This is a genomic window from Okibacterium sp. AC114 (assembly GCF_979253355.1).
Genome location: NZ_CEEDBR010000001.1, coordinates 147,608 through 173,737 on the forward strand (window position 1 = coordinate 147,608; position 26,130 = coordinate 173,737).

Annotated in this window: 25 protein-coding genes; 15 read left to right on the forward strand and 10 right to left on the reverse strand. The window is 68.2% G+C overall.

Annotation, left to right across the window (positions count from 1 at the left end):
• Positions 1-23 precede the first annotated feature (23 nt).
• Positions 24-1,073, forward strand: coding sequence for a LacI family DNA-binding transcriptional regulator (locus tag ACZ6IE_RS00745; protein ID WP_464606272.1), 1,050 nt, complete (start codon positions 24-26; stop codon positions 1,071-1,073).
• 21 nt (positions 1,074-1,094) lie between these two features.
• Here ACZ6IE_RS00745 and ACZ6IE_RS00750 read toward each other — a convergent pair whose 3' ends face one another.
• Entirely contained in the window at positions 1,095-2,030 is a 936-nt protein-coding gene (locus tag ACZ6IE_RS00750) for an AraC family transcriptional regulator (RefSeq protein ID WP_464606274.1), read from the reverse strand.
• Between the two features lie 173 nt (positions 2,031-2,203).
• Here ACZ6IE_RS00750 and ACZ6IE_RS00755 point away from each other — a divergent pair, with 173 nt between their 5' ends.
• A complete protein-coding gene (locus tag ACZ6IE_RS00755; protein WP_464606276.1) occupies positions 2,204-2,560 on the forward strand; it encodes a putative quinol monooxygenase in 357 nt (118 codons plus the stop codon).
• Between the two features lie 75 nt (positions 2,561-2,635).
• Here ACZ6IE_RS00755 and ACZ6IE_RS00760 read toward each other — a convergent pair whose 3' ends face one another.
• The 3 genes from ACZ6IE_RS00760 to ACZ6IE_RS00770 all read right to left on the reverse strand — a co-directional run bounded on the left by ACZ6IE_RS00760 (position 2,636) and on the right by ACZ6IE_RS00770 (position 8,163).
• Positions 2,636-3,601, reverse strand: a complete 966-nt coding sequence (locus ACZ6IE_RS00760) for a hypothetical protein (RefSeq protein WP_464606278.1) — start codon at positions 3,599-3,601, stop codon at positions 2,636-2,638.
• Between the two features lie 207 nt (positions 3,602-3,808).
• Entirely contained in the window at positions 3,809-4,855 is a 1,047-nt protein-coding gene (locus ACZ6IE_RS00765; RefSeq protein WP_464606280.1) for a family 43 glycosylhydrolase, read from the reverse strand.
• Positions 4,856-4,908: 53 nt separating this feature from the next.
• A complete protein-coding gene (locus ACZ6IE_RS00770) occupies positions 4,909-8,163 on the reverse strand; it encodes a discoidin domain-containing protein (RefSeq protein ID WP_464606282.1) in 3,255 nt (1,084 codons plus the stop codon).
• Positions 8,164-8,351: 188 nt separating this feature from the next.
• Between ACZ6IE_RS00770 and ACZ6IE_RS00775 the strand changes: the two genes are divergently transcribed.
• From ACZ6IE_RS00775 to ACZ6IE_RS00790, 4 genes are all read left to right on the forward strand, one after another.
• Entirely contained in the window at positions 8,352-9,662 is a 1,311-nt protein-coding gene (locus ACZ6IE_RS00775) for an ABC transporter substrate-binding protein (protein WP_464606284.1), read from the forward strand.
• Positions 9,663-9,790: 128 nt separating this feature from the next.
• The gene (locus ACZ6IE_RS00780) at positions 9,791-10,675 is read left to right on the forward strand and encodes a carbohydrate ABC transporter permease (protein ID WP_077054440.1); all 885 of its coding nucleotides are present in this window, start codon (positions 9,791-9,793) and stop codon (positions 10,673-10,675) included.
• Positions 10,676-10,677: 2 nt separating this feature from the next.
• Positions 10,678-11,634 carry a carbohydrate ABC transporter permease gene (locus ACZ6IE_RS00785; protein WP_464606286.1) on the forward strand — a complete coding sequence of 319 codons (957 nt, stop codon included), beginning with the start codon at positions 10,678-10,680 and terminating at the stop codon, positions 11,632-11,634.
• A gap of 2 nt (positions 11,635-11,636) precedes the next feature.
• The gene (locus ACZ6IE_RS00790; RefSeq protein WP_464606288.1) at positions 11,637-14,387 is read left to right on the forward strand and encodes a family 78 glycoside hydrolase catalytic domain; all 2,751 of its coding nucleotides are present in this window, start codon (positions 11,637-11,639) and stop codon (positions 14,385-14,387) included.
• On the opposite strand, the gene ACZ6IE_RS00795 is transcribed toward ACZ6IE_RS00790, so the two are convergent.
• From ACZ6IE_RS00795 to ACZ6IE_RS00805, 3 genes are read right to left on the reverse strand one after another with little or no spacing between them, the layout of a single operon-like run.
• Entirely contained in the window at positions 14,384-15,502 is a 1,119-nt protein-coding gene (locus ACZ6IE_RS00795) for a LacI family DNA-binding transcriptional regulator (RefSeq protein ID WP_464606290.1), read from the reverse strand. The two genes, ACZ6IE_RS00790 and ACZ6IE_RS00795, sit on opposite strands and share 4 nt — an antisense overlap.
• 21 nt (positions 15,503-15,523) lie before the next feature.
• Complete coding sequence (locus ACZ6IE_RS00800; RefSeq protein WP_464606292.1) at positions 15,524-16,000, reverse strand: DUF805 domain-containing protein; 477 nt, start codon at positions 15,998-16,000, stop codon at positions 15,524-15,526.
• Positions 15,997-16,455, reverse strand: coding sequence for a hypothetical protein (locus tag ACZ6IE_RS00805; RefSeq protein ID WP_464606294.1), 459 nt, complete (start codon positions 16,453-16,455; stop codon positions 15,997-15,999). The genes ACZ6IE_RS00800 and ACZ6IE_RS00805 overlap by 4 nt, the downstream gene beginning before the upstream one ends.
• A 71-nt stretch (positions 16,456-16,526) precedes the next feature.
• Here ACZ6IE_RS00805 and ACZ6IE_RS00810 point away from each other — a divergent pair, with 71 nt between their 5' ends.
• From ACZ6IE_RS00810 to ACZ6IE_RS00825, 4 genes are read left to right on the forward strand one after another with little or no spacing between them, the layout of a single operon-like run.
• Positions 16,527-17,186, forward strand: a complete 660-nt coding sequence (locus ACZ6IE_RS00810; RefSeq protein WP_464606296.1) for an ArsR/SmtB family transcription factor — start codon at positions 16,527-16,529, stop codon at positions 17,184-17,186.
• Positions 17,183-18,556 carry an MFS transporter gene (locus ACZ6IE_RS00815; protein ID WP_464606298.1) on the forward strand — a complete coding sequence of 458 codons (1,374 nt, stop codon included), beginning with the start codon at positions 17,183-17,185 and terminating at the stop codon, positions 18,554-18,556. The genes ACZ6IE_RS00810 and ACZ6IE_RS00815 overlap by 4 nt, the downstream gene beginning before the upstream one ends.
• 46 nt (positions 18,557-18,602) lie before the next feature.
• A complete protein-coding gene (locus ACZ6IE_RS00820) occupies positions 18,603-19,061 on the forward strand; it encodes a hypothetical protein (RefSeq protein WP_464606300.1) in 459 nt (152 codons plus the stop codon).
• A gap of 37 nt (positions 19,062-19,098) precedes the next feature.
• Positions 19,099-19,539, forward strand: coding sequence for a hypothetical protein (locus ACZ6IE_RS00825; protein WP_464606302.1), 441 nt, complete (start codon positions 19,099-19,101; stop codon positions 19,537-19,539).
• Positions 19,540-19,590: 51 nt separating this feature from the next.
• Here ACZ6IE_RS00825 and ACZ6IE_RS00830 read toward each other — a convergent pair whose 3' ends face one another.
• Entirely contained in the window at positions 19,591-20,328 is a 738-nt protein-coding gene (locus ACZ6IE_RS00830; protein ID WP_464606304.1) for a helix-turn-helix transcriptional regulator, read from the reverse strand.
• 208 nt (positions 20,329-20,536) lie between these two features.
• On the opposite strand from ACZ6IE_RS00830, the gene ACZ6IE_RS00835 reads away from it, so the two are divergent.
• The 5 genes from ACZ6IE_RS00835 to ACZ6IE_RS00855 are packed head-to-tail and all read left to right on the forward strand — an operon-like array spanning position 20,537 to position 24,813.
• Positions 20,537-21,505 (forward strand): ABC transporter substrate-binding protein, encoded by a 969-nt coding sequence (locus ACZ6IE_RS00835; RefSeq protein WP_464606306.1) that lies wholly within the window; start codon positions 20,537-20,539, stop codon positions 21,503-21,505.
• A 2-nt stretch (positions 21,506-21,507) separates the two neighbouring features.
• Entirely contained in the window at positions 21,508-22,452 is a 945-nt protein-coding gene (locus ACZ6IE_RS00840) for an amino acid ABC transporter permease (RefSeq protein WP_464606308.1), read from the forward strand.
• Entirely contained in the window at positions 22,449-23,261 is an 813-nt protein-coding gene (locus ACZ6IE_RS00845; RefSeq protein WP_464606310.1) for an amino acid ABC transporter ATP-binding protein, read from the forward strand. Before ACZ6IE_RS00840 ends, ACZ6IE_RS00845 begins: the two co-directional genes overlap by 4 nt.
• Complete coding sequence (locus tag ACZ6IE_RS00850) at positions 23,258-24,376, forward strand: aminotransferase class V-fold PLP-dependent enzyme (RefSeq protein WP_464606312.1); 1,119 nt, start codon at positions 23,258-23,260, stop codon at positions 24,374-24,376. The genes ACZ6IE_RS00845 and ACZ6IE_RS00850 overlap by 4 nt, the downstream gene beginning before the upstream one ends.
• Positions 24,373-24,813 carry a Rid family detoxifying hydrolase gene (locus ACZ6IE_RS00855; protein WP_464606314.1) on the forward strand — a complete coding sequence of 147 codons (441 nt, stop codon included), beginning with the start codon at positions 24,373-24,375 and terminating at the stop codon, positions 24,811-24,813. Before ACZ6IE_RS00850 ends, ACZ6IE_RS00855 begins: the two co-directional genes overlap by 4 nt.
• 10 nt (positions 24,814-24,823) lie before the next feature.
• On the opposite strand, the gene ACZ6IE_RS00860 is transcribed toward ACZ6IE_RS00855, so the two are convergent.
• The gene (locus tag ACZ6IE_RS00860) at positions 24,824-25,234 is read right to left on the reverse strand and encodes a hypothetical protein (RefSeq protein WP_464606316.1); all 411 of its coding nucleotides are present in this window, start codon (positions 25,232-25,234) and stop codon (positions 24,824-24,826) included.
• Between the two features lie 86 nt (positions 25,235-25,320).
• Positions 25,321-26,073 (reverse strand): amino acid ABC transporter ATP-binding protein, encoded by a 753-nt coding sequence (locus ACZ6IE_RS00865; protein WP_464608566.1) that lies wholly within the window; start codon positions 26,071-26,073, stop codon positions 25,321-25,323.
• Between the last annotated feature and the right edge of the window lie 57 nt (positions 26,074-26,130).

A 26,130-nucleotide genomic window follows, 5' to 3' on the forward strand; every position in this document is an offset into this window, starting at 1 on the left:
AGCCCCGCGTATGGCATTCTTGGATGACCTCGAAAGGAGTCCACATGGCGCAGGTCGGCATACGCGATGTCGCCGAGGCGCTCGGGCTCTCGATCTCGACCGTTTCGCGGGCCATGAGCGGGCATCCAGAGGCCAGCCCGCAGACCGTTGCGCGCGTGCGCGAGGCCGCATCTCGTCTCGGCTATCGGCCCAACCAGGCGGGTCGTGCGCTGCGGCGCGGATCAACCGGTTCGGTCGCCCTGTTCGTTCCCGTCGACACGGCTCGAACCTCGCTCGGTGAGACCTTCTACTTCTCGCTCGTGGGCGGGCTGCAAGACATCCTGAACGACAGCGGCCTGGATGTCGTGATGGTGCCCACGCGGTCGGATGGCGACGGCCTGCGACAGGTGCGCGGCATGGTCGAGCGCTCGATCGCCGACGCCTACGTGCTGACGAACACGAGCTGGATCGATGCGCGCGTCGACTATCTGCAGAACGCGGCCGTGCCCTTCGTGACGTTGGGGCGCACCGAGCGCCGCGACCATCCGGCGATCGACCTCGACTTCGCGGGTGTGGCGCGCCAGGCGGTCGAGCGGCTCGCGGGGGAGGGACGGCGGCAACTCGCGCTGGCCAGCGACGACCGCGACATCACCGGCACCAATATCTTCATCGAGGCGTGGCACGACGCCGTGCGCGCGGCAGGGCTGCCTGAATCGACCGTCATCCGCGTGCGAGACTCGGCGGCCGGCGGCAATGAGCTGGCCTCGCGGTTGCTGGCGAGGCGGGGTGAGCGGCCCGACGGGTTGATGCTGCTGCAAGAGACGCTGGCGCTCGGCCTCTATCCGGAGCTCGAGCGGGCTCGCGTGGCCATCGGCTCTGAGCTCGCGGTCATCGGTTTTCGCGACAACCCCGTCTGTTCCATGCTGCAGCCGCACCTCTCGACATTCCACCTCGACCTGCACGCGCTCGGCACGCGCCTCGGCCAGCTCGTCATCGAAGCCGCGTCGGGTGCCCCCACGGCTCACGCCGAAGAGGTGTGGCCGCTCACCTTCGCGAAGGAACCCGCCGGGGCGCCTTCATCGATGTCGGCTTGAGCGGATGCTCGAGAGCCGATGTCACAACGGCGGAACTTCGCCCGCGCGCGCGGCTAGGCGGTACCGTCCGGGTGGCATCGAGCGTTCGCGGCGGAAGGCACGGCTGAAGGCATAGACGGAGGTGTAGCCGACATCCGCGGCGATCTTTTCGAGGGTGTCAGCGGTGTCGCGGAGTCGGTGGGCGGCGAGATTCATGCGCCACCGGGTGAGGTATTCGCCGGGGGTCGTTCCCGCGAAGGTCGAGAAGCGGCGAACGAGTGTCTGCTTCGACGTCGCGACTTCGCGGGCGAGCGCCTCCGTCGTCCACGGGTGTTGCGGGTCTTCATGGATTCGGGTGACGGCCCGCGTCAGGAGCGGGTCGCGCAGAACGCCCCACCAGGATGCGTCGGCCGGCGGCGTCATCGCGATCCAGGTGCGCAGGATCTCGACGAGGAGGACGTCGACGAGCCTATCGAGCACCAGGTGGGTTGCGAGGCCGGGTCGGGTGAGCTCCCTGCCCAGGAGTCGGACGATGTCTGTCAAATTTGCCTCTAGTTGTTGCGCGCGGAGGTGGATGACCGGCGGGAGGAGGGAGAAGACGGGCGTGGAACCGGCCGGATCATGGGAGTAAGAGGCACCGAGGATCTGGGTGTGCACGTCGCCGTCGCCCAGGTGCAACACGTCGCCGTGACGCCGTGCCTCGTCGGCGGCGGCCACGTCACATGAATGGATGTCGGCGCCGGGTGCACTCGAAAGTGCATGTGCGGCACCGGTGGCGAGAATCGCCACGTCGCCGGTCATCAGGAGCCGGGGTGCGTCGCCCTCGACGCTCAGGTATGCGATGCCGGCGGTGACCCCGTAGACGACCGCGTCCCGGTCGCGAACCCACTCGACGCCCCAGTCTCCGGCGGCCGCGATTCTCGCACCGGCACTGCCGCGGACCCCGGACACGTCGAGCACTTCTGAGAGAACATCCACGTTGTAAATCTATGGCTTGTGCGACTGAGGTGACCAGACGGGCGCGGGTTTTGATTCTATCGGACAGGTTATTGGCCGTTCAGGGCATTGAGCGTGCCAAGGTGCGCTTCTAGCGTTGAAGTCACCCGAGCGCACATGCCCTGGGTTCAACTAACACGAAAGATGACAGCACTATGAGCAACACCGAAGACACCGTTCCCGACGGCCTGATGCCCGCCGACGTCCTGGCCTCGACCACTCCCGTCGCAGTTTATGGTTTCGCGCGCGCCAAGGCCGGCAAGGCGGATGAGCTGGAAGCGGCGATCCGGGCGATCGTCCCGTTGGTCCGCGCCGAGGAGGGGTATGAGCAGTACTCGGTTCACACCTCGAAGGAGCAGCCCGGAGCGTTTGCGTTCTACGAGCGCTGGTCTTCGGGTGCCGACATCGCCCGCCACGTGCAGCAGGCCCACATGCAGGACTACTTCGGCAAAATTGCCGGCCTCGTCGACGGCGACCTCGAAGCCGAATGGCTCTGGCCCCTCGGCGACTGACCTGCGTTTGGGCTCACCTGGGGCTGGACGGTTGCACCGCTGCGATCGTCCTGGCCCGGCCCCGGCATCCTCCGATCAGGCGCCGGCGGGGAAGGTCTGCATGCCGTCTTGGGTGAACACGATGATGTCCCTCAGCTTCCAGGCGTCGTTGAGGTTGTCGGTCTGGATCGTCTGGCCGGCGGTGCGCGCCGTTTCGGCGGTCAGGTCGAGGGGCAGGAGCGTGCCGTCGGGCGCCAGCTGAGGCAGTACGTAGATGTCGACGATGGTGTCGTCGGGGATGAAATAGAGCACCGAGCCGTAGTTCGGGCCGGCCGCGGGCTTGAGGGTGAGGAAGATGCGGGCGAAGCGGGTGCCCTGCACATACTTTTCCTTGCCGCCGACCGTGTTGACCGCCTCGGGGGCGGTGATGATCCCTCTGATCGTGGATGCCGCGGGGTCGTAGCCGCTGTCGGCGAGGATCTGGTGCAGCTGCGGTGTGACCGACGTCGGCCGCACCCCGGCGAGGAGGCCCTCGAAGTCGACCGCATAGGTCATCTCGAAAGCGCCGGCATCGAAGCTGCTCGTCTGCAGCTCGACGCCCTCGATCTGGCCCATTCGGCTCCAGGTGGCGACGGCGTCGGCAAGGGCCTGTTTGTCGGCGTCCAGGGGCATCGGCAGGTCGAGGTGTGGCCCCCCGCCCTTTGAGCCGGCCTCGATGATGCTGAGCTGGAAGCGGGCCGGGGCGTCGTAGGTGTCGGCGACGTCTTGCGTGACGGCCTCCGGAACACCCGACGCGTAGAACAGGTCGAGCGCCTCGAGGGTCGCCTCCTCGGCGCGGTCGGGGTCGTCGATGGCAAATTCCAGCGTGTAGTCGGGGTAGCCGCGCGACTGGCTCGGGTCGGAGAGGCCGTCGACCTTCAGGAGTTGCTCCCGCAGGGCGGAGCTCGAGGTCTCCACCGGGTTCGGTGTCCATTGCGGCTCGGGCGTCGTGCAGGCGCTCAGCGCGATCGCCCCGACCAGCGCGAGCGCCGCCAGTGCGCCGGTTCTCCTGGTGGTCGCCATCCCCAGAGCGCTCGAAGCGCTCGAAGCGCCCGAACCACGTGCTCTGCCTGCCGTGCGCATATCGCCCCCTTCTGGTCTACCCGCCGGCCTTCGACGATCGACCAGATCCGTTCTCGACCCTATCCGCACGCCGACACCGGGGCGATGGGGAGTGCTCCCCTCGCCCCGGCGTGCTCGCGGACGCGCCGGCCAGAGTGCGCGGCCGCGTCAGCGATCCTCGAAGTCGTCGAGCGACCACTCGTCGTGCCAGTCGATGACGGGCCGGTCGCCCTCGAAACGCAGCGGCAGCCAGACATAGTCGGCGCGCGACGTGTTCACCTCGGCGAACTCCTCCATGCGCACGTCGCCGTCGCGGCCGGGAGCGAAGTGCTCCTCGAACGCCCGGTGGGCGCGGTCGCCGTCGTCGAGATAGGTGGGCAGCCAGCGGTCGCCGAGCGCGATGTACAGATCCTTCTTGAGCGGATGCTCGAAGACCGACGAGATCTGGGTGTGGAACGACGCGCGCGAGGCATCCGTCGGGTGCAGATCGCCCAGCACTGTATAGGGCCCGTGGATGGTGGGCGAGACGGCCGCCTCGGACGGGTTGGGGTAGTAGCCCGTAGTGCCCGAGGTCAACAGGTAGTGCTTGCGCTCGCGGTAGAAGTGCGCGGGCGCCTCGCGCACGAACGGCGGCTGCGGCTGCGGAAAGTGCGTCGAGTAGTAGCCCGTGACGTTGGTGTAGTCGTCGGTCAGGTCGGCCACGATCAGCTCGGAGTGAACGCGTTCGAACACGTAATACCCTTTGCCGTCGTGCGGGTCGACGACCAGGTCGAAGTCGCCCGCGCTCATGCTCAGCGGCCGCAACCAGGTCTGCACGATCTCATACGGCCCGAGGACGTCGTCGGCCACGAGCACCGTCGATCGCTGCAACGATCCCTTGCTCATCACCTTGATCCAGCAGACGAACTTCCCGGTCTGCTCGTTGTAGATGATGTGCGGCCGGTCGACGGCCTGGCCGGGGTGCAGCGGATGCTCGGGGTCGTCCTCGACGGGCGGCACGATCAGGCCGCGGTCCTCCCAGTTGTAGAGGTCGGTCGACGAGTAGCAGCGCACGCCCCAGTGCCAGATGCTCGACCCGGGAACGGTGAACTCCTTGTTCTCGCCGTACCAGTAGTAGACGCCGTCGACCGTGATGATCGAGCCGCCGTGGGCCTGGATGCGGTTGCCGTTGGTGTCGTTCCAGACCTGGCCGGGGTGAAAAGAGGTGAGCGTCATTGGCTTCTTTCTCGAGGATGTTGTCACAGTAGTGGTCGCGTTCGGGGCGGCGCTCATCGCAGCACCTGCATCTCGGCGATAGACCACCAGTGCCCGCCGTCGGTGCCGGTCTGGTGCACGTTGATGTAGCGCGCGTTCTGGGCGGGCAGCGTGATGTCGAGCACGTTGCCGGTGCCGCTGCCCGCCGCCACGAGCGTCCAGCCCGAGCCGTTCGAGGTGTAGACCTCATAGCGGCGCGGGTAGTCGCCGTTGTTGTTGTCGAGGTTGCCCGCGGCGATGAGCTGCACCTTGCTGAACGCCTGCGCGCTGCCCAGGTCGAGCTGGAACCATTCGGTGCCGTTCTGCGCCGCGCCGTCGCTCCAGCGGGTGTCGAGCAACCCGTCGGTGGCGTTGGCCGTAGACGACCCGGTCGCGGTGGCCGACGCGGTGGTGCTCCATCCGGTGCGGGGGAGCGGCACGCCGAACGGCTGCGTCGACGGCGTGCCCCACACGGTCAGTTCGGCCACCGACCAGTAGGCGCTCGCGAAGGGGGCCGTCAGGGTGACACGCAGGTAGCGGGCGTCGGTGCTGAGCCACTGGGCCCGCACATCGGCTGCCACACCCGTGGCCAGGGCGACGGGCGTCCAGGTGCTGCCATCCATCGATGCGCTGACGGTGTAGCCGCGCGGGTAGTCGCCCGTGGAGGCGGCCGCGTCGAGGTCGATTCCGGTGGTCTGCGTGATGCGGCCGAGGTCGACCTGCAGATACTGACCGGATGCCTGGGCGGCGCCCGTGCTCCAGCGCGTGGCGGTGTTGCCGTCGAGGATGTTCGCGGCCGATGTGCCCGCCTCGGTGGAGGAGGCCGATGCCGACCAACCCGTGCGAGGAAGCACGATCGGCGCCAGGTTGTACGCGCGCAGTTCGGCGATGCTCCAGTAGTTGCCGGCAGCTGCACCCGTCTGGGTGATGCGCACATAGCGCGCGTTCGTGGTGGGGAACGCGATCTTGGTGGTCGGCGAGGCCCCGTTGGCGGCGGCCGTGGCGGGCGCGGCCGCACCGCTGCCCACCGCCACGGGCGAGCTCCACGTGGTGCCGTTCGTCGAGGTCGACACGCTGTAGCCGCGCGGCTGGTCGCCGGGGCTGCGCGCGTTGTCGAGTTCGAGCGCGTTCACGCTGCGCGCCTGCCCGAGGTCGAGCGTGAAGGTCTGCCCGGCCGCCTGCGCGGCACCGCTCGACCAGCGCGTCGACTCGATGCCGTCGATGGCGCGCGTCGCGACATCAGTGCCCGAAGTGGGCGCACCCGACACGCTCGCGCCGGCGAGCGGCAGCAGCCCCTGCGCGCTGTTGTAGAGCGACAGGTTGGCGATGCTCCACCAGCGGGCCGCGCTGCCGGTCTGCGTGATGCGCAGATAGCGGGCGGATGTCGTGGGCACCGTGATGTTGGTCAATGACGAGGTGCCGGCGCCCGATGCCACGGCCGCGCTCCACGTGCTTCCGTTCGCCGAGGTCTGCACCTGATATCCGGCGGGCGCGTCGCCGCCGAGCGATCCGCCGTTGAGCGTGATCTGGTCGAACGTTCTGGCCTGGCCGAGGTCGACCGTGAAGGTCTGGCCCGCAGCCTGGTTCGTGCCCGAGGTCCAGGCGGTCGTGCTCGAGCCGTCGATGGCCTGCGTGGCGGTGAAGGCCCCGCTCGTCGCCGAAGCCGAAGCGACGGCCCCGGCCGTCGACACCGTGTCGCCCGTGGTGGGCGTGTAGATGTAGGTCGCGACGGTGTCGCCCGGGATGGTGTCGGTGAACTGCCCGTCGGGCGTGGCCACGCGGATGGCGGCGGCGGGCGTGTTCTGCACGGCGCTGTTGGTCGACGTGGGGATGCGGTTCACGACCACCGTGACGATGGTGCCGTCGGGGTTCTTGAACGCCACATTCGTGAGGTTGCCGTTCACGCGGTCGGTGCTGTCGATGCGCACGGCGCCGGGCTGCACGTAGCGCGAGAACTGGCCGAAGGAGTAGTACCAGCCGTTCAACTGATAGTTGCTCGTGTCGCCCTGGTTGCTGGTGCTGCTGCCCGCGAACGACACGACGGATGGCGTGTAGAAGTCGGGGTTGGTGTTCGACGTGCCCTGCCAATAACCGGGTCCCGGCCCGGGCATGAACTGGTACTGGGTGATCCAGTAGGAGTAGCTCGACACGTTGTTGCGGAAGTATTCGACCAGCCGGTCGGCGCCGTTGGTGATTTCGGTGATGTGGGCCGTTTTGCCGGGGTGCAGGGCCTCGACGGCGCTGGGCTGCCACACCTGTGTGCCGGCGTAGTTGTGCCAGCCGAGCCCGTCGACGGCCGCGTTGGCCGCTGCGTTGCCGAGCAGGGCGTCGGCGTAGGGGAACGAGTTCTGCTCGTTGTCGTCGAGTCCCCAGATCTTGGTGGCGATGCCCGCGGTGGTGAAGGCGCTCTTCAGCACGACGGCGAACTCGGCGAGCTGCGCCGGGCTGAAGCACGTGGCCGGGTAGGGCATGGTGATGTTGGGCTCGTTCTGCAGCGTGACCGCATACACCGGGATGCCCTGGGCCTTGTAGGCCTGGATGTATTTCACGTAGTACTGCGCGAGCACCGGGTAGTAGTCGACGCTCGAGCCGGTCGACGCGCCGTGGTGCACGCGCGGTGCGGAACCGTCGGTGGGGCACGTGCCGCCGGACGCCGGGCCCGTGATGCTCGACGTGGTCTTCATCCACGCGGGCGGCGACCACATCGACGAGTAGAACTTGGCCTGCGGGTTGATCTCGAGGATGCGTTTCAACATCGTGATGAGCCCGTTGTCGATGTCCTTCTGGATCGAGAACGTGGCGAGCGATGGGTCGGGCGTGCCGCCGTTGTCGGCATAGGTCCAATAGTTGGGTGCGTCGCGGCAGAAGTCCGCGCAGCCGATGGGCAGACGCATGAGGGTGAAGTTGTTACCCGTGGTCGGGTTGAACAGGTCGTTGAGCGCGCGCTCTCGGTTGGCGGGCGCCAGCAGGCCCAGGTTGTAGACGCTCGTGTCCTCGAGGGACCCGCCGAAGCCCTCCCACGTTTGATACGTGATCGACGGGTCGACCGCGATGGTCGAGGTCCCGGCCGCGGCGTTGGCGAGCGGCGCCAAAGTCTTGGGGGCCTGCGTGGTGAGGCGGTTCGTGGTGGAGGCGTCGTTGTAGCCGCTGTAGACCACCTCGACTTTTCCTCCCGAGCCGGTCGACGCCCGGGCGGTCTCGACGATCGACATCGTTCCCACTCCCGTCGCGACGAGGGCGACGGCCGCGGCCGAGGCGATTAGTGAACGCAATCGATGTGTTCTGAGCATGGCGACCCTCCATTAGATCAACGGCTGCCAGTGTGCCGTGAAGCGCTTCACCATGTCAACACCAGTTTTGATGTGTGTCCACACTGTTTCGCGAAAGGCAAGCCGGAAATTGGTTTGACAACGGCCCGCCATGCCCGTACATTCACGATGAAACGCTTCACCAGGTTTGTCACATTCAAGGAGGAATAGTGTCTACAGCAATCAAGCGGGCCCGGCGGGTCATCCCCCTCGTCGCACTCGTCAGTGCCGGCGTGCTCGCCATGACCGCGTGCAGCGGCGACGGTGGGGGCGGGGCCTCGGGCTCCGGCACCTTCACCTATCTCGGACAGAACGAGAACACCACCATCGTCGACACGCTGAAGACGCTCTCGGGCGATCAGTGCAAAACCGAGAACGCGGCCGCAAAACTCACGCCCGACGCCATCCCCGGCACCACGTGGGACCAGCAATTGCAGCTGCTCGCGGGCCAGGGCGGTCTCTCGAACTTCAGCATGGCCGCGGGCACGCCGTCGCTCATGAAGCAGTTCATCGAGGGCGACCAGGTGAAAGACCTGAGCACCGAGCTCAAAGATCTCGACCTCGAAGACAAGATCCTGCCCGCCGCGGCATCCACCATCAAGGCCCTGCACGGCACCGACGACCTCTATGCGCTGCCCACCGAGTTCAACATCGAGGGCTTCTGGTTCAACAAGAAGATGCTCGAAGACAACGGCATCACGCCGCCCGAGACGTGGGACGAGCTGGTCGATGCGGCCGCCACGTTCCAGGCCGCCGGCATCCAGCCCTTCTCGGCCTCGGGCGAACAGGGATGGCCCATCACGCGACTCGTCGGCAACTACCTGTTCCGCGAGCTCGGCCCCGACGCCCTGCAGAAGGTGGCGGATGGCGACGCCAAACTCACCGACCCCGAATACGTGAAGGCCGCCAACGAGGTCGCCAAGCTCGGATCCGCCGGCTACTTCGGCGACGCCCCCACGTCGATCGACTACGACACCTCGATCAACCTGTTCCTCACGGGCAAGGCCGCGTTCCTCTATATGGGCAGCTGGGCGATCACGGCGTTCAACGACGAGGCGCAGAACCAGATCGGTGTCGACAACGTGGGCTTCGTGCCGTTCCCCGACGTCGAGGGCGGCAAGGGAAGCAGCGATCAGGTGCCCGCCAACGTCGGCATCCCGACCATGTTCGCGAGCAACGGTTTCACCGACGACACCAAGGCGTGGCTCGGATGCATCGTCGAGAACTACGGCGACACCGTGCTGAAGGACAACGGCGTGGTCTCGGGCTTCAAGATCGACAACCCGCCCGCCGACCTGCCCGCCACGACCCAGCTCGTGCAGGAGCAGATCGAGAAGGCGCCGTCGAGCGTGCTGTGGTTCGAGGCGCTCATGTCGGCCCAGGCCACCACGGTCAGCCAGTCGAACGGCGGCGGCCTGGCCAACGGGTCCATCACGGGCGAGCAATTCATGAAGCTCGTGCAGGACGCCAACCAGGGCTAGACCCGAATCGGCCGCACCCCGCCGCCCCCTCCCCGGGCGGCGTCGGGTGCCGGCCCTCACGGTGATCGCGTCGACCGGCCGAGGCCTGGCCGGTCGACGCGACCCTCCTTCGAACGTGAAAGCAGATCATGAACAAAGTCCTCGGAGATCGTCGGGCGATCTTCCTCCTCCTCGGGCCGGCGCTGCTGGTCTACACCGTCGTCATGCTCGTGCCGATCTTCTGGTCGATGGGCTACACGGTGTTCGACGGCAACGCGCTCACGGGCTTCACGTTCGTGGGGCTCGACAACTTCGCGAAGTTCTTCGGTGACCCGACGGCCCTGAGCGCCACGTGGTTCACCATTCGGTACGCCATCATCCTCACCGTCTTGCAGGTCGGCTTCGGCTACCTGCTGGCGCTGCTGTACACGTTCCGTATCAAGCGCGCGTCGAGCCTCATCCGCACCATCTTCTTCTTCCCCGTGGTGCTGCCGACCGTGGGCGTCGGCCTGCTCTTCCAGAAGCTGTTCGAGGCGGCGCCGACCACGGGACCGGTCAACGGTTTCCTCAACTTCCTGGGCGCGCCCTCGGTCGACTGGTTCGGTTATGCCGACTCGTCGTTCTGGGTCGTGATCCTGCTCGACCTGTGGCGCTCGATGGGGTTCTACGCGATCCTGCTCTACGCCGGGCTCGTCGACATCCCCGAAGAACTGCTCGAATCGGCGCGTATCGACGGGGCATCCGGCTGGAAGCTCGTGCGCTCGATCGTGCTGCCACTCTCGCTGCCCGTGCTGTTGTCATCGCTCATCTTCAGCATCAACGGCACGCTCAAGGTGTTCGACACCATCGTGGCGCTGACCAACGGCGGGCCGGGCAACACGACCACGCCGCTGACGCTTTACATGTTCCAGACCTCGTTCAGCTACGGCGAATACGGCTACGGCAGCACCATCGCGATGATGCTGACGATTCTGTGCCTGCTCGTCACGCTGCTGATCTTCCGCTCCACTCGACGCGACCTCACCAAGGGGTGACCATGACGACCGCATCCACCTCCACGCCGTCCACGCCGTCCGCTCCGTCCTCCGCGTCCCCGCTCGACGCGCGGCGCCGGTCGACCTCCGCGCCGTCGCGCCCCGACCGCTCGCGCCGCGCCCGCAAGGTGCGCCGTTTCTTCGGCCGGCTGCCGCTCAACATCGTGATCGTGCTGCTGCTCGTGGCCGTCATCTATCCGATCCTGTGGCTCATCCTCAGCTCGTTCAAGACGCAGCTCGAGTTCCTGAACGAACCGTTCTGGTCGCTGCCCGCATCATGGTCGTTCGACAACTACACGACCGCTTTCGTCGACGGCGGCCTCGGCCGATACATCCTCAACAGCGTGATCGTCGTGTTCCCCTCGCTCGCCGTCATCCTGATCCTCGGCACGGCGGCCGGGTTCGTGCTCGAGGTGATGGTCTGGAAGGGCCGCAGCATCGTGCTGCTGGGATTCCTCGCGGGCGTCATGGTGCCTGCCCAGATGATCCTGCTGCCGCTGTTCACGATCTACTTCAAGCTGCACCTCACGGGTACGCTCTGGCCGCTGTTCTTCACCTACATCGGCATCGGCATGCCGCTCACGGTGTTCATGATGGCCACGTTCTTCCGCGCCATCCCGCGGGATGTCTTCGAGGCGGCCACCATCGACGGCGCCAACATCTTCCGGCTCTTCTGGCAGATCGGCCTGCCGCTCGTGCGCAACGCCCTCTTCACGATCGGGCTCGTGCAGTTCTTCTTCCTCTGGAACGACCTGCTCATCGCGTTGACGTTCACGAATTCGCAGAACCTGCGCACCATCCAGGCCGGGCTGCTCAACTTCACCGGCCAATACGGCGCGGTGCAATACGGCCCCACGTTCGCCGGCATCGCCGTGAGCGTAGTCGGCACGTTGGTCATCTACCTCTTCCTCAACCAGCAGATCATGAAGGGCCTGACCGCAGGCTCCGTGAAAGGATGACGATGTTCGTCACCACCCCCACCGCCGAGTACCGCCCCGACGGGTTCGGTATCGGTCAGGCGGCCCCCCGTTTGTCGTGGCGCGTCGAGTCCGAGCGGCCCGAGAGCGCGCAGGTCGCATATGAGATTCGCCGCGAGAGCGTGCGTCCGTCGGCATCGGATGGGTCGGCCCCGAGTGGTTCGGCCGCGGTTCGCATCCACACTGACACCAGCGGCGCTGCCGAGACGACCGGCCGGGTCGAGAGCCGCGAGCAGATCTTCGTCGACTGGCCGTTCGCGCCCCTGGCATCCCGAGAGCGTGTCAGCGTGAGCGTGCGGGTCTGGATGTCGGACGAATCGCCCTCGGAATGGAGCGAGCCGCTGCTGCTCGAGGCCGCGCTGCTCGAGGCCGGCGACTGGGCGAGCGACTTCGTGTGTGTCTCCGAAAGTGCGCCCGCGGAAGGTGTGCGGCCCGGGTATCTGTTGCGGTCGGAGTTCGACGCGAGGGGGGCATCCGCTGGCGACGGCTCGGCCAGCCTCGAATCGGCCCGCATCTATGCGACCGCGCACGGCATCTACACGCTCCGGCTCAACGGCCAGCGGGTCGGCGACGAAGAACTCGCGCCCGGCTGGACGAGCTACGAGCACCGCCTGCGCTACCAGACCTACGACGTCACGGCGCTGCTGCGCGATGGAGCGAACGCGCTCGCCGCCGAGCTCAGCGACGGCTGGTATCGAGGCCGCATCGGTTTTCACAGCGGCATCTGGGACAACTACGGCGCCGATCTGTCCCTGCTGCTGCAGCTCGAACTGCGCTACTCCGACGGCTCGCTCGTGGTGGTGCCGCTCGACGACGCGTGGCGGCAGTCATCCGGGCCGGTCACGGCGGCGAGCCTCTACGACGGTGAACGCTACGACGCGCGCCTCGAGCCGAGCGGATGGGACGAGCCCGGGTTCGACGACAGCGCCTGGGCCCGGCCGACCCTCCTCCCGCGCGAGCGTTTCGCCGCCACCCTCGAAGCCCCGATCGGCGTGCCCGTGCGCGAAACCGAGACGCTCGCGCCGCAACAGGTCGAACGTCGAGCGAATGGCCGCATCCGCCTCGACTTCGGGCAGAACATCGCCGGTCGCCTGCGCATCCGCGTGGCGGGGCCCGCCGGTCAGGTCGTGACGTTGCACCATGCCGAGGTGCTCGAGGACGATGAGTTGGCGATCCGCCCGCTGCGCTCGGCGCCCTCGGTCGACTCCTACACGCTGCGCGGCGACGGCAGCGGCGACGGGGTCGAGACGTGGAGCCCACGCTTCACCATTCACGGCTTCCGCTATGCCGAGCTCGAGGGCTGGCCGGGCGAATTCGACCCCGCAGACGCCGTGGCCGTCGTTATCCATTCGGATATGGAACGCACGGGATGGTTCGAATCGAGCGACGCCCTGGTGAACAAACTTCACGAGAATACCGTGTGGAGCATGCGCGACAACTTCGTCGACCTGCCCACCGACTGCCCGCAGCGCGACGAGCGGCTCGGCTGGACGGGCGACATCCAGGTGTTCGCGCCCGCCGCCAGCTTCCTCTATGCGAGCGGCGGCGTGCTGGCCAGCTGGTTGCGCGACGTGGAGGCCGAGCAGTCACCCGAGGGCGCCGTGCCCAACTTCGTGCCGTGGATCGCGTGCGGTTTTCCCGAGGCCTCCTCGGCGGCGTGGGGTGATGCGGCCGTCATCGTGCCGTGGACCATGTACCTGCGCAACGGCGACCGCGGCGTGCTCGACCGCCAGTTCGCGAGCATGACCGGCTGGGTCGACCACCTCGCGGGCATGGCCGACGCGTCGGGGCTCATCCGCGAGGGCATGCAGCTGGGCGATTGGCTCGACCCCGCGGCCCCGCCCGAAGACCCGGGTGCCGGCGTGACCGACAAGTACCTCGTGGCGTCGGCTTATCTGGCGCATTCGGCGCGGCTCACGGCGCGCGCGGCCGAGGTGTTGGGGCGGCACGATGCGGCCGAGCGGTATGGGCGGTTGGCCGATCATACGGCGTCCGCGTTCCGGTTCGAGTTCGTGGCGCCATCCGGTCGTCTCGTCGGTGAGACCGCCACGTCGCTGGCCGTCGCGCTGGTCTTCGACCTGATCGAGGATGCCGAACAGCGCGCCCGCGCCGGTGCACGCCTGGCCGACCTCGTTCGTGAGGGTGACTATCGGGTGCAGACCGGTTTCGTGGGCACGCCGCTCATCTGCGACGCGCTCGCCGTGACGGGAAACACCGAGGCCGCCTATCGTCTGCTGCTCGAGCAGGGCTGCCCGTCGTGGCTCTACCCCGTCACCATGGGCGCGACCACGATCTGGGAGCGCTGGGACAGCATGCTGCCCGACGGCACCGTGAACCCGGGCGAGATGACGTCGTTCAACCACTACGCCCTGGGCGCCGTGGTCGACTTCCTTCACCGCGTGCTCGCGGGTCTGGCCCCGGCCGCGCCCGGTTATCGGGCGCTGCGCATCGCACCCCAGCCCGGAGCATCTTTCACATCCGCGCGGGCGGCTCTCACGACACCGTATGGTGCGGCATCCGTCGCCTGGACGCTCGACGCGGGCGAATTCGTACTCGACGTCGTCGTGCCGGTGGGCGTGACGGCCGAGGTCGTGCTGCCGGGCGCCCCCGCGGATGTCGCGCACATCGGCTCGGGCACGCACCGCTTCACGAGACGCCTGCATGAACCCGCCCTCGCCCCGGCGACCGGCGACGAAACCGCCCCCGCCGACCTGACCACCACCCTGGTCGGCTAGTTCGCGGCGGTCGGTGGTGCGGTCGGGGTGGCCGCACCACCGGAACGACCCACCGAGCTCTCGCGCACCGTGAGCTGCGGCGGGATGACGACCGTGCGGTGCAGGTGGTGCTCGCCGTTGTCGAGCTCGTCGAGCAGCAGCTGCATACCCGAGCGCCCCATCTCGAAGCCGGGCAGGTCGACGGTCGAGATCGGCACGGCGCTGCCATAGGCGGACTTGTTGTCGTCACACGCGACGATCGCGACATCCGAGGGGATGTGGATGCCGGCGTCGAGCAGGCGTTGCATCAGGCCGAATGCGACGAGGTCGGCGGCCGTCACGACACCTTCCGGGCGCTCGGATGCTTCGGCCGCCACGAGTCGCTCGCCGATGAGATGCCCGTCGTCGACGCGCACGTCGGGGGAGTCGTAGTGCACGAGGCTGACGCCGTCTCCCGCCTCGGCCACGGCCCGCTGCACGCCGCGCCACCGGCCGCCCACCGCGTAGCCGTCGATGGGGCCGCCCGCGAAGGCGATGCGGCGGCGGCCGAGGTCGATCAGGTGCGTGGCGGCCAGATATCCGGCGGCCTCGTAGTCGGTGACGACCGTGCAGCTGTCCTCGACGGCGCGCGGGTCGATGTCGAGGAGGACGACGTGCTGGCCGGCGCGGCGGGCGTCAGAGAGCCCCGAGACGTCGTTGCCCACGGCCGTGAGCAGGGTGCCCGCGACCTGTTCCTGCGCGAAGTGGTCGAGATAGGCGCGCTGCTTCTCGGCGCGCACGTCGGAGTTCGCGATCACGAGGTAGAAGCCCGCGCGCTCGGCCTCGGCTTCGGCGCCCCGCGCCATATCGGCGAAGAGCGAGTTGGCGAGGTCGACGAGCACGAAGCCCACCGAGCTGCTGCTGCCCGCCGCGAGCGACCGGGCGGCCGAGTTGCGCACGTAGCCCAGCTCGCTGATGGCGGCCTGCACCTTGCGCACCATGTCGGCGTCGACGTGATTGGGGCGGTTCAGAACGTTCGACACCGTGCCCGTTGACACCCCGGCCCGCGCGGCGACGTCGCTGATCGTCACCGACGAGCGACGGCGCGGCCCCCTGATCGACCCACGCGCCGGATGATGAAGCGATTCATGAACCATCCCGCCATGCTACTCTCCAGCTCAGCTTCGGGGCACGCGGGCGGAGCGCGGCGGGTCGAAGCGCGCGCCTTCCGGGTCCGGGCGCGTCACCGTGAGCACGAAGAGGGCTACCCAGCCGAGGATCGGGATGAAGCCGATGAAGAACCAGGCGCCGCTGTGGTCGGTGTCGTGGATGCGCCGCCACAGGAGGGCCAGGCTCGGAACGATGGTCAGCGCCCAGAACGTGAAGGCGATCGGGTTGGGTGCCGTGATCGAGAGGCCGAAGGGCAGGGACTCGAAGAACGGGTCAACAGCGTCGCTGCGCCCGGTGAAGTTGCCGACGTTGTTGAGGATGCCGGTGACAATCCACGAGGTCAGCATCCACCACCAGTATTCGCTGCGGCTGGCGCGGCCTCGGAAGACGCCGTACTTCAAGAAGAAGCGTTTGATCGCGGCGAAGTAGGGCGCACGGTAGTACGGAAATGCGAGGGCGGGCTCAGGTCTCCGAGATGGGCTCATGCTTCGATACTGGCGTCTTCGAGGGTGATGAGCCAACCGTCGAAACGTTCGTCACCTTCCTGGATGTCGTCGTAGCCGGCCGAATATGACACGCCCTCGGCATCCGGCTCGGTCGTCTGGGTCCATCGGATGCGGGGCTCCGGGCGCACGGTGTCGGCGGTCGACGGGATGGCCTGTCGCCTCGTCCGCCCGGCAATCGGACGCCAGCCGTCGCCGCCCTGCAGCGTCACACACACGAACAGCGCCTCGATCTGGTCGATGCGACCGGTCAGCACGACGGCCCCCTCGGACGGCCCGCCTTCGGCATAGAGGTCGAACAGCCACTCGGAGTCGTCGAGCGCATCTCCGAAGAAGGCGCCCGGGTTGGGCACGGCCCAGCGGCTGACGGTCTGGCCGACTCGCAGCACGATGCCGTCCTCGTCGAGTTCGGATGCGGGGCAGATGACGCGAACCATGCTCACCAGTCTCGCATCTCACCCCCAAAGACACATTTGACGGTGACGGCTCGGCGGGCGACGATTGCGGGATGTCTTCCCTCGACGAATTGCGCGCGACCGCCCATCCCATCCGTCTGCGTTTGCTGTCGTTGCTCACCGGCGCGGCGATGAGCGCGGCCGAAGCGGGACGCGAGCTCGGCTACTCGCAGGCCACCGCGAGCTATCACCTGCGGGTTCTCGAGCGCGCCGGGCTCGTGCGGGTGGTCGAGACCGTGCGGCTGCGGGGCGGGGAGGCGAAACGGTATCGCCACGAATCCTCGGCCGAACGCTTCCGGTTCGACGACGCTCAGGCGAGCGCGAGCGCGAGCGCGGGCACGACCGAGGATGCGGGAGTTGGCGCGGGTGCGGGCGCGGGTGAGGCGGGGACAGGTACCGGTGCGAGCGGCGTTAACGATGCAGCTCGAACGAGGACTGTCGCGCCGAAACCTGCCGCTTCGAGTGCCGAGGACCGCGCCGAGTATGTCGAGGCCCTCATCCACGAACTGCGCCGCCGCAACGCTCGCCGCGACGATGGCCCGCAGGTCTCGACCGACGCCGAGCTCTGGGTCGACCCCGAAACCTGGCGCCGCGTCGTTCGTCACATCGGGGATGCGTCGGCCCTCCTTCACGCGGCCGCGAAACCCCCGCGCACCCCGGGCACGCGGCCCGTGTCGATGACGGCGGCCCTCTTCCCGCTCAAGCGACCATGACGAACGAACCCCCGGCCGGGACCGGAACCGATTCGACGCACTGGTCCGCCGTATCGGACCAGGGTGGCCGCTGCCCGAGCGGCGACTCGAGCGACTCGAGCCCTGTCGTGGCGCCGTTAGACCGCCCCGACACCGCGGGCGACGGCCGCACCGCGAAGAACCCGCTCCGTCACGCCCCGTTCCGCTGGCTCCTCGCGGCTCGCACCACGAGCATCCTGGGCAATGCCATCGCGCCGATCGCTCTCGCGTTTGCCGTGCTCGACCTGACGGGTTCGGCCGCCGATCTCGGCCTCGTCGTGGCGGCGCGTTCCCTCGCCAACGTGGCGGTGCTGCTCTTCGGGGGTGTCATCGCCGACCGGCTTCCTCGTGACGTCGTGCTCGTCGGCACCTCCCTGGCCGCGGCCGCGACACAGGGGGTGATCGCGGCCCTGGTCATCACGGGCTCGGCGACCATCGCGTTGCTCGTGCTGCTCAGCGTGTTGAACGGAGCGGTCGCCGCCGTGAGCCTGCCGGCCTCGGCCGCCCTGGTGCCCGAGACGGTTCCGACCGACCTCTTGCGGCCGGCCAACGCCCTGCTCCGCCTCGGCCTCAACGGCGGCAGCATTGTGGGCGCCTCGGCCGGTGCGGGCCTCGTCGCCGTCGTGGGCCCCGGTTGGGGTCTCGCCATCGACGCGGCCGGTTTTGCCGTCGCCGGCCTGCTGTTCTCGCGGATGCGCCTGCCGCGCCGGCCTCGCGAAAAGGTTGCCGGTCGCCGCCCCTCGATGCTCGCCGACCTGCGCGAGGGCTGGCACGAGTTCTCGAGCCGCCGCTGGGTGTGGATCGTCGTCGCCCAGTTCGCAATACTCAACGCCGCGTTCGTCGGGGCGACGACCATCCTCGGCCCGGTCGTCGCGGATGACTCATTCGGTCGCGCGGCCTGGGGTCTCGTCATAGCCGCGCAAACGGTCGGCCTGGCGATGGGTGCCGTGATCGCCCTGCGCTGGAAGCCGCGCCGGGCCCTCGCGATCGGGGTCGCGCTCATGGCGGTCACGGCAGTGCCCGTCGCAGCGCTCGGCATGCTGCCGCACCTGCCCGTCCTGCTCGGCGCGTTCTTCCTGGGTGGCGTGGCCCTCGAAATCTTCGCCATCGCCTGGGACCAATCCCTGCAAACCCAGATCCCGCGCGACGCCCTCTCCCGTGTCTACTCCTACGACATGGTCGGCTCGTTCGTCGCCATCCCTCTCGGCGAGGTCGTGGTCGGGCCGCTCGCGCACCTCGTCGGAGCCGGCCCCACCCTGCTCGGCTGCGCGGCGATCATTGCGGCGGTCTCTGTGCTCGCCGCATGCAGTCGGAGCGTGCGCGGGGTGAGGGTTGAGGCGCCCAATGGGTAGGGCTCCCCATCGCCCGGGCCACGGGCATCCCGATAGGTTGAGGGACATGATGAAACTGCGACCCCTTGCCCTCACCGTGGCCGCGTGCGCCTCCCTCACGGCCCTCGTCGGCTGCTCGTCCAGCTCGGCGCCGAGCGACGACACCTCCGCCGCGTCGTCGGCCCCCGAAACCTCCGCGGCTGCCTCGGGCGGCGATTTCTGCACCGACTACGCCGACGCGGGCGGCACCCTCGCCACGCCCAGCAACTTCCAGGTGGGGCTGCCCGCCGACGAAACCATCTCCGACCTCTCCGGTCGCGTCGCCGTCATGGATGCGGTCACCCCGCCCTCCGAGGTCGAGTCGGCCTGGCAGTCCGCGCGAGACCTCTACACGGAAGCCGTCGGCATCGCCGAGGCCGTCCCCGACAAGAGCTCACCCGTCCTGGACTCCCGCATCTTCGCCATCGTCAAGGAACTCTCCGGCCCGACCGGCGACATCCGCGCCTACCTCGACGCCACCTGCTGACCGTCGCCGTGATGAGCCCCTGTGCCACACTGATGCCATGAGCACGGGGCGCAAGAAGGTCGGCTATTGGCGTGAGCAGGTCATCGCGAATGCGGTGCTCGGCGTGCTGTTCACGGTGTTCGGAATGACGTACATGATCCTGAGCCCGGTGGACAAAGGATTCGGGCTGATCTGCTTCCTCGCCGGCCTGGCTTTCTTCGGGGCGCTGATTTTCGTGGCCCGGCAGTATCGGCGCATGTCGGTGCAGCAGCGGGCCGTCTATTCGTGGGCGATCGCTCAGCAGATGGCGGGATCCGGCCAGCGCACCACCGGCGGTGATGTGCAGATGATGGCCGTGGCGACTCAAGCCCAGAAGGGCGCCCTGTCGGCCGCCGAGCTCCAGGCGCTGCAGGACTTGAACCCCCGCAACCCCTACCCGGTGCGCCCGACGCCGACGCCGCCGCCACCGCCCCCGCCGCCCAGCCACGCGGGCTGGTAACGCCAGCGCCAGGCGACAGCGCCGGTACCTGCGCCTGGCTGGAGCACCCGACTAGTCCTGACGCACCATCCGCAGGTAGCGGTACACCGTGGGCTCCGAGACCTCGAGTGCCAGCGCGGCCCGCGCCACCGCGCCTTTCAGCAGGAACATGCCCGCTTCGTCGAGGGCGCGCACGGTGCCGATCTTCTCCTCGGGGGTCATGCGCAGGGGCGCGACGCCCTGGGCCGCCACGATGCGCGAGACGCTGTCGAGGGTGAGGTCGTCGACGGTGACGCTGAGGCGCTCGGCCACGGCCCGCCCCGGCGACGGTGCGCGGCGCTGGCCCGAGGCATCCTCGATGTGTGCGGCGTCTTTGCCGATGCCCGTGGTGGCCGTAAGCAGGGCGAGGGCATCGCGGGCCTGCACGAGCGCCGAGTCGTCGATATTGATGCACAGCAGGCCGATCACGCCGCCCTCGGCATCGCGGATGAAGAACGTGGATGACCGGAAGCGCACGCCGGCCGCCGACTCGGCCAGATAGTTGGCGAGGTATTCGACGTCGGCGTGTTCGTGGTTGCGCAACACCTTCAGCACGAGGTCGGTGGCGGGGGCGCCGACCGACCGACCGCTGATGTGGCCGTTGGTCAGGGCGACGACCGAGCGGCTCAGGTCGCTGATGTCGTGCAGCACGATCTCGCTGCGCGGGCCCAGAAGTGCGGCGAGGAAGTCCATCATCGCGAGGTAGGGCCCGAATTCGGCGCGGAGCTCCCGGTCGGGGTCGACCTGTGTCGGCCGCATCGGCTCGCTCATCGTGCACCATCCTTCGTGAGAACGCTCAGCATGCCTGCTGGTGTCGGCGGCGCCGACGCGTGGCTCTCAGCATACGGAACCGCGCGCGCCGACCATCTGTGTTTCGATCATGTAAATAATTTACTATTACGCTGATAAGATCTTGTCACGTCGAGCGCGGCTCGGCTAGCTTTCGAAGACCAATGACGCTCAGAAAGGGCCCTCCCCGATGCAACGACTCACTTCCCGCACAGCCGCCGGTGCCGCCGCCGGCGGGCTCGCGCTCGCGTTGTTCCTCACCGGTTGCAGCAGCAGCGGCACGGGCGGATCGGCCGCGACCGACGCTCCCGCCGGTGGCGACAGTGGCTCCACCATCCCTGACACCTCGGCCATCCTCGACGCGGTCGAAGCCGATGACACCCTGGCCGGCAGCGTTCCCGAAGCGATCTCGAAGGACGGCGTGCTCACGGTCGGCAGCTACGTGCAGTCGCCCCCCAACAACTTCTTCGCCGAAGACGGCACCACCGTGGTCGGCAACGACCACGACCTGATCGTCGCGATGGCCAAGAAACTCGGGCTCGAAGTGAAGTACGAGAACCTCGACTTCCAAGCCCTCATCACGAGCCTGCAGTCCGGCCGCGTCGAGAGCACGATCGCCGCCATGAACGACACGGCCGAGCGCCAGAAGACCATCGACTTCGTCGACTACCTCACCTCGGGCATCACGATTATGGTGCAGAAGGGCAACCCGGGGAAGATCGCGGGCCCCGACGACCTGTGCGGCAAGAAGATCGCCGTCGTCACGGGCACCAGCCAGCAGGACTTCGCTCAGACCACGAGCGACGCGTGCGAGGCCGACGGCAAGAAGGCGCTCGACATCTCGGTGACCGACAGCGACAGCCAGAACCAGACGCAGCTGCGCACGGGCCGCATCGACGCCATCGTGAACGACCTGCCCACCGCCGTCTACGTGTCGAAGACCACCAAGAACGGTGAAGCATTCGAGGTCGTGCCCGGCGACGTGATCGACGGAGCGCCATACGGCATCGGTGTGAATAAGGACAACGCCGAGCTGCGCGACGCGCTCGCTTCAGCGCTCGACGCCCTCATCGAGGACGGCACCTACGGCAAGATCCTGAAGGCCTGGGGTGTCGACGACGGTGCCGTCGAGGCGGCCGCGGTCAACGGCGGTAAGTGATCGTGACGACCACAGACGGGGCGCGGCACGCCGGCCGCGCCCTGCTCCCCCAGGTGCGCCTGAAGCATTGGGGCCGCTGGGTGAGCGCCGCGGTGATCGTGCTGCTCTTCGTCGTGCTGATCTTCGCGGCGGCTCAGGGTGACATCGACTACGCGGCCATCCCGGCCTACTTGGTCTCGCCCGTCATCCTCGAGGGGCTCGTCAATACGCTGATCCTGGCCGTCGTCGCACAGGTGTCCGCCATCGTCATCGGCATCGTGATCGCGCTCATGCGCATCTCGAAGAACCCCGTGGCCCAGGCCTTCGCCTCCGGATACACCTGGCTGTTCCGCGGGCTGCCCGTGCTGCTGCAGATTCTGCTCTGGTACAACCTGGCGCTCATCTTCCCGCGGCTGCAGATCGGCATCCCGTTCACCGATGTATCGTTCGTCGACGTCAGCACCAACGACATCATGACCACGTTCGTGGCGGCCTTCCTCGGTCTGGCTCTCAACGAGAGCGCCTACATGGCCGAGATCGTGCGCGCCGGCCTGAAGAGCGTCGACCGCGGTCAGATCGAGGCCGCCCAGTCGATCGGCGAGACGCCGGCCCAGCGCATGACCCGCATCATCCTGCCGCAGGCCATGCGCGTCATCATCCCGCCGACCGGCAACGACTTCATCAACATGCTGAAGGGCACGGCCATGGCGTCGGTCATCGGCTATATGGAACTCATCAAGGCCGCCAACAACATCTCGTCGTTCAACCTGCAGGTCATGGAGACCTTGATCGCCGCGGCCGTCTGGTACATGGTCGTCGTCAGCGTGGCGAGCGTCGGTCAGTACTACCTGGAGCGCGCGTTCGACCGGCAGGACCGCCGACCGGGCGGGCCACCCAAGGCCGCATCCCTGCGCCGCAAAGTCGCCGCCGACCTCGGCCGCGCACCCCTCGTGAGGAGCACACCATGACCGACACCAGCGCTTCCGCGTCGGCGCGGGGTTCAGCCTCGCGCGGCGAACCCGTGCTCGAAGCCATCTCGATCGGCAAGTCCTATGGCAGCAACGAGGTGCTCAAGGATGTCTCGCTCGAGGTCTATCCGGGCGAGGTCGTGTGCATCATCGGCCCGTCGGGCGCCGGCAAGTCCACGTTCCTGCGCGCGCTCAACCGCCTCGAGGTGCCCGACGCCGGCGAGGTGTGGGTGGGCGGCGAGCCCATGGGTTTCGCGCTGCGCGGCGACAGACTGCACGAGCTCACCGAACGCAAGCTGTCGGCGCAGCGCGCCAAGACGGGCATGGTCTTCCAGCACTTCAACCTGTTCCCGCACCTCACCGTGCTGGGCAACGTGCTCGAGGGCCCGGTGCAGGTGCAGAAGCGCCCCGCCAAGCAGGTGCGTGCCGAGGCGATCGCCATTCTCGAGCGCGTGGGCCTGGGCGAGAAAATCGACCAATACCCCGGCCAGCTGTCGGGCGGCCAGCGCCAGCGCGTCGCCATCGCGCGAGCCGTGGCGATGAAACCTCTGTTCCTCCTGTTCGACGAGCCGACGTCGGCGCTCGACCCCGAGCTCGTCGGCGAGGTGCTCACGGTCATGACCGACCTGGCGCGCGACGGCATGACCATGCTCGTCGTCACGCACGAGATCGGTTTCGCCCGACAGGTCGCCGACCGCGTGGTCTTCATGGCCGACGGCGGCATCGTCGAGCAGGGCCCGGTGTCGCAGGTGCTCGAGGCGCCGCGCGAGGCCCGCACGCAGCAGTTCCTGCAGCGGGTGCTGGCATGACCGACGGTCTGCATGCCTGGACGTCCGAGTTCGCGGCGCCCGAGGGCTACCTCAACTTCGGCAGCTACGGTCCGCCCGCGCGCCGCGTCGCAGACGAGACGGCCCGCCTACTCGCGTTGGCTGTAGGGGGCGCCGATTCCGGGTTGCACCTGCACGCCATGGATGCGCGCGCCATCGCCGCGGTCTCCCGGCTGTCCGGCTTCGGCGAGGCGAATATCGGTCTGATTCAGAGCACGTCGCTCGGTCTCTTCCAGGCCGCGTTCGGCATGCCGCGCGGCGACGTGCTCGTGTCGGGCGACGAATTCCCGGCCAACCTCTACCCGTGGTGGCGCGCTCAGGAGGCGGGGCGGTTGCGCGTGCAGCCCCTCGACGGCCCGGGCACGCTCGCGCCCGTCACCCCCGACCGGGTGCGAGCCGCGCTGACCCCCGACACGGTCGCCGTTTCGGTGAGCGCGGTCGACTTCCGCACCGGTTTCCGCGCCGACCTCGCCGGCCTGCGCGAGACGATCGGTGACCGACTGCTGGTGGTCGATGCCATCCAGGGTTTCGGCGTCGCCGATGTGCCGTGGGATGCCGCGGACGTCGTCGTGGCTGGCGGCCAGAAGTGGATGCGCGCGGGCTGGGGCTGCGGCTTCATCGCGCTCTCCGACCGGGCGCTCGACCGCCTCGCGCCCACCCTCGGCGGATGGACCGGGGTGGATCAGCCGTCGCGCTACGACGGGTTCGAGCATCCGCTGGCCGACGGCGCCCGCCGCCTGTCCATCACCAACGGCTCGCCGTTCGCCTCCGGGGCGCTGGCGGCCGCGCTCGAACTGATCGAAGAGGCCGGTGTGCCGACGATCGAGGCGGCCATCGCCGACCGCGCCGACACCCTCATCGAGCGACTCGACCGCACCGGAGTGAACGTGGCCTCGCCGCGCGGCCGGGGCGTGCGAGCCGGCATCGTTGTGGCCCGTTTCGACGACGACACAGCCCCGGCCCGGCACGAACGGCTCGCCGCGGCGGGCATCACCACCACGCTGCACGGCACCGATCGCATTCGGATGTCGGTGCACGCAACGACGACGGAGGCCGCGGTCATCGCCGCGGCCGACACCCTGAAAGGCATCTCATGACCGACCTCACCGCCGCCCCGACATCTGCCCGGCCTGGCACCTATGCCGACGGCGCCGAACTCGTCGCCGTCGCCACTCCGAACGCCCCCGCGGCCATCGGCCCCTACTCTCAGGCCGTGCGCGTCGGCGGTCTGCTCTTCGTCAGCGGCCAGCTGCCCATCGACCCGTCGACCGGCGAGTTCGCGGGCACGGGCGCGCGCGAGCAGGCCACCCAGTCGCTTCGTAACGCCGTGGCCATTCTCGAGGCTGCGGGCACGAGCGCCGACCGCGTGGCCAAAACCACCGTCCTCCTCACCGACATGGATGATTTCGCCACCGTCAACGAGGTCTACTCCGAGTTCTTCGCCGGCGCCGTCCTCCCGGCCCGGGCTGCCTTCGCGGTCGCCGCGCTGCCCAAGGGCGCCCGCGTCGAGATCGAAATGATCGCGGCGGTCTGACCCGCGTCGGCTACGCCGACGGGCCGGATTCGGCGATGTTGCGGGGCAGGCCGCGCGCGAGGCGCAGCTTCTGGGCGCGGCGCTCCTTGATGTAGTAGCTCCAGGACGCAACGGGGGCCAAGAACATGAAGAAGAGGAAGAACCACATCACGGGGGTGAACTCGGTGTCGCCCTCGACGACGGGCACGAGGCCCATGCTCTGCATGACGATGATGACGGCGCCATATGCGACGCCGATCGAGATCAGTGTCAGCACGATCGACATGATCAGCAGGCCGCTAGCCGAGTTAACGGGCTGAACCGTGCTGCCCACGCTTCCCTTGTAGACGCCATACTCCTCGGGGGTCAGCCCCTGCCGCTCGGCATCCAGCTCGGCCTTGCGCGCATAGAACTTCTCGCGCCGCGCTGCGTTGTCGGCCATGGCGATTCCCCTCGAGCGGTGATGAGAGGGCCCCGCCCGTCATCCGACAGGCGAGACCCTCCACGATGTGGCTACAGCATATGCCGCTACAGCACCTTCGACAGGAACGCCTTGGTGCGCTGGTGCTGCGGGTTGCCCAACACCTCGCGCGGGTCGCCGCTCTCGACCACGACGCCGCCGTCCATGAAGATGAGCGTGTCGGCGACTTCGCGCGCGAAACCCATCTCGTGGGTGACGACGATCATGGTCATGCCATCCGCCGCGAGCTGCTTCATCACGTCGAGCACCTCACCCACGAGCTCCGGGTCGAGAGCCGAGGTCGGCTCGTCGAACAGCATGAGCTTCGGGTCCATGGCCAGGGCCCGGGCAATGGCGACGCGCTGCTGCTGGCCGCCCGACAGGGATGCCGGGTAGGCCTTCGCCTTCTCGGCCAGCCCGACACGCGTCAGCAGTTCCATGGCGCGCTTCGAGGCGTCTGCCTTCGACTGGCGCTTGACCTGCTGCGGCGCCTCGATGATGTTCTCGAGCACGGTCAGGTGCGGGAACAGGTTGAAGCGCTGGAACACCATGCCGATGTCTTTGCGCTGCTCGGCGGCCTCGTGCGGCTTCATCTCATAGATCTTGTCGCCGCGTTGGCGGTAACCGATGAGGGTTCCGTCGACGGTGAGGCGGCCGCCATCCACTTTTTCGAGGTGGTTGATGCAGCGCAGGAACGTGCTCTTGCCTGAACCCGACGGCCCGACCACGCACAGCACCTCGCCGCGTTTCACGGTGAGCGAGATGTCGCGCAGCACCGTGTGGGAGCCGAACGATTTCACGACGCGGTCGGCGACAACCATCGGCGTGTCGGCGGACGCGGAACCGCCGGCAGGGCGACCGGATGCGGCGGGCGAGGG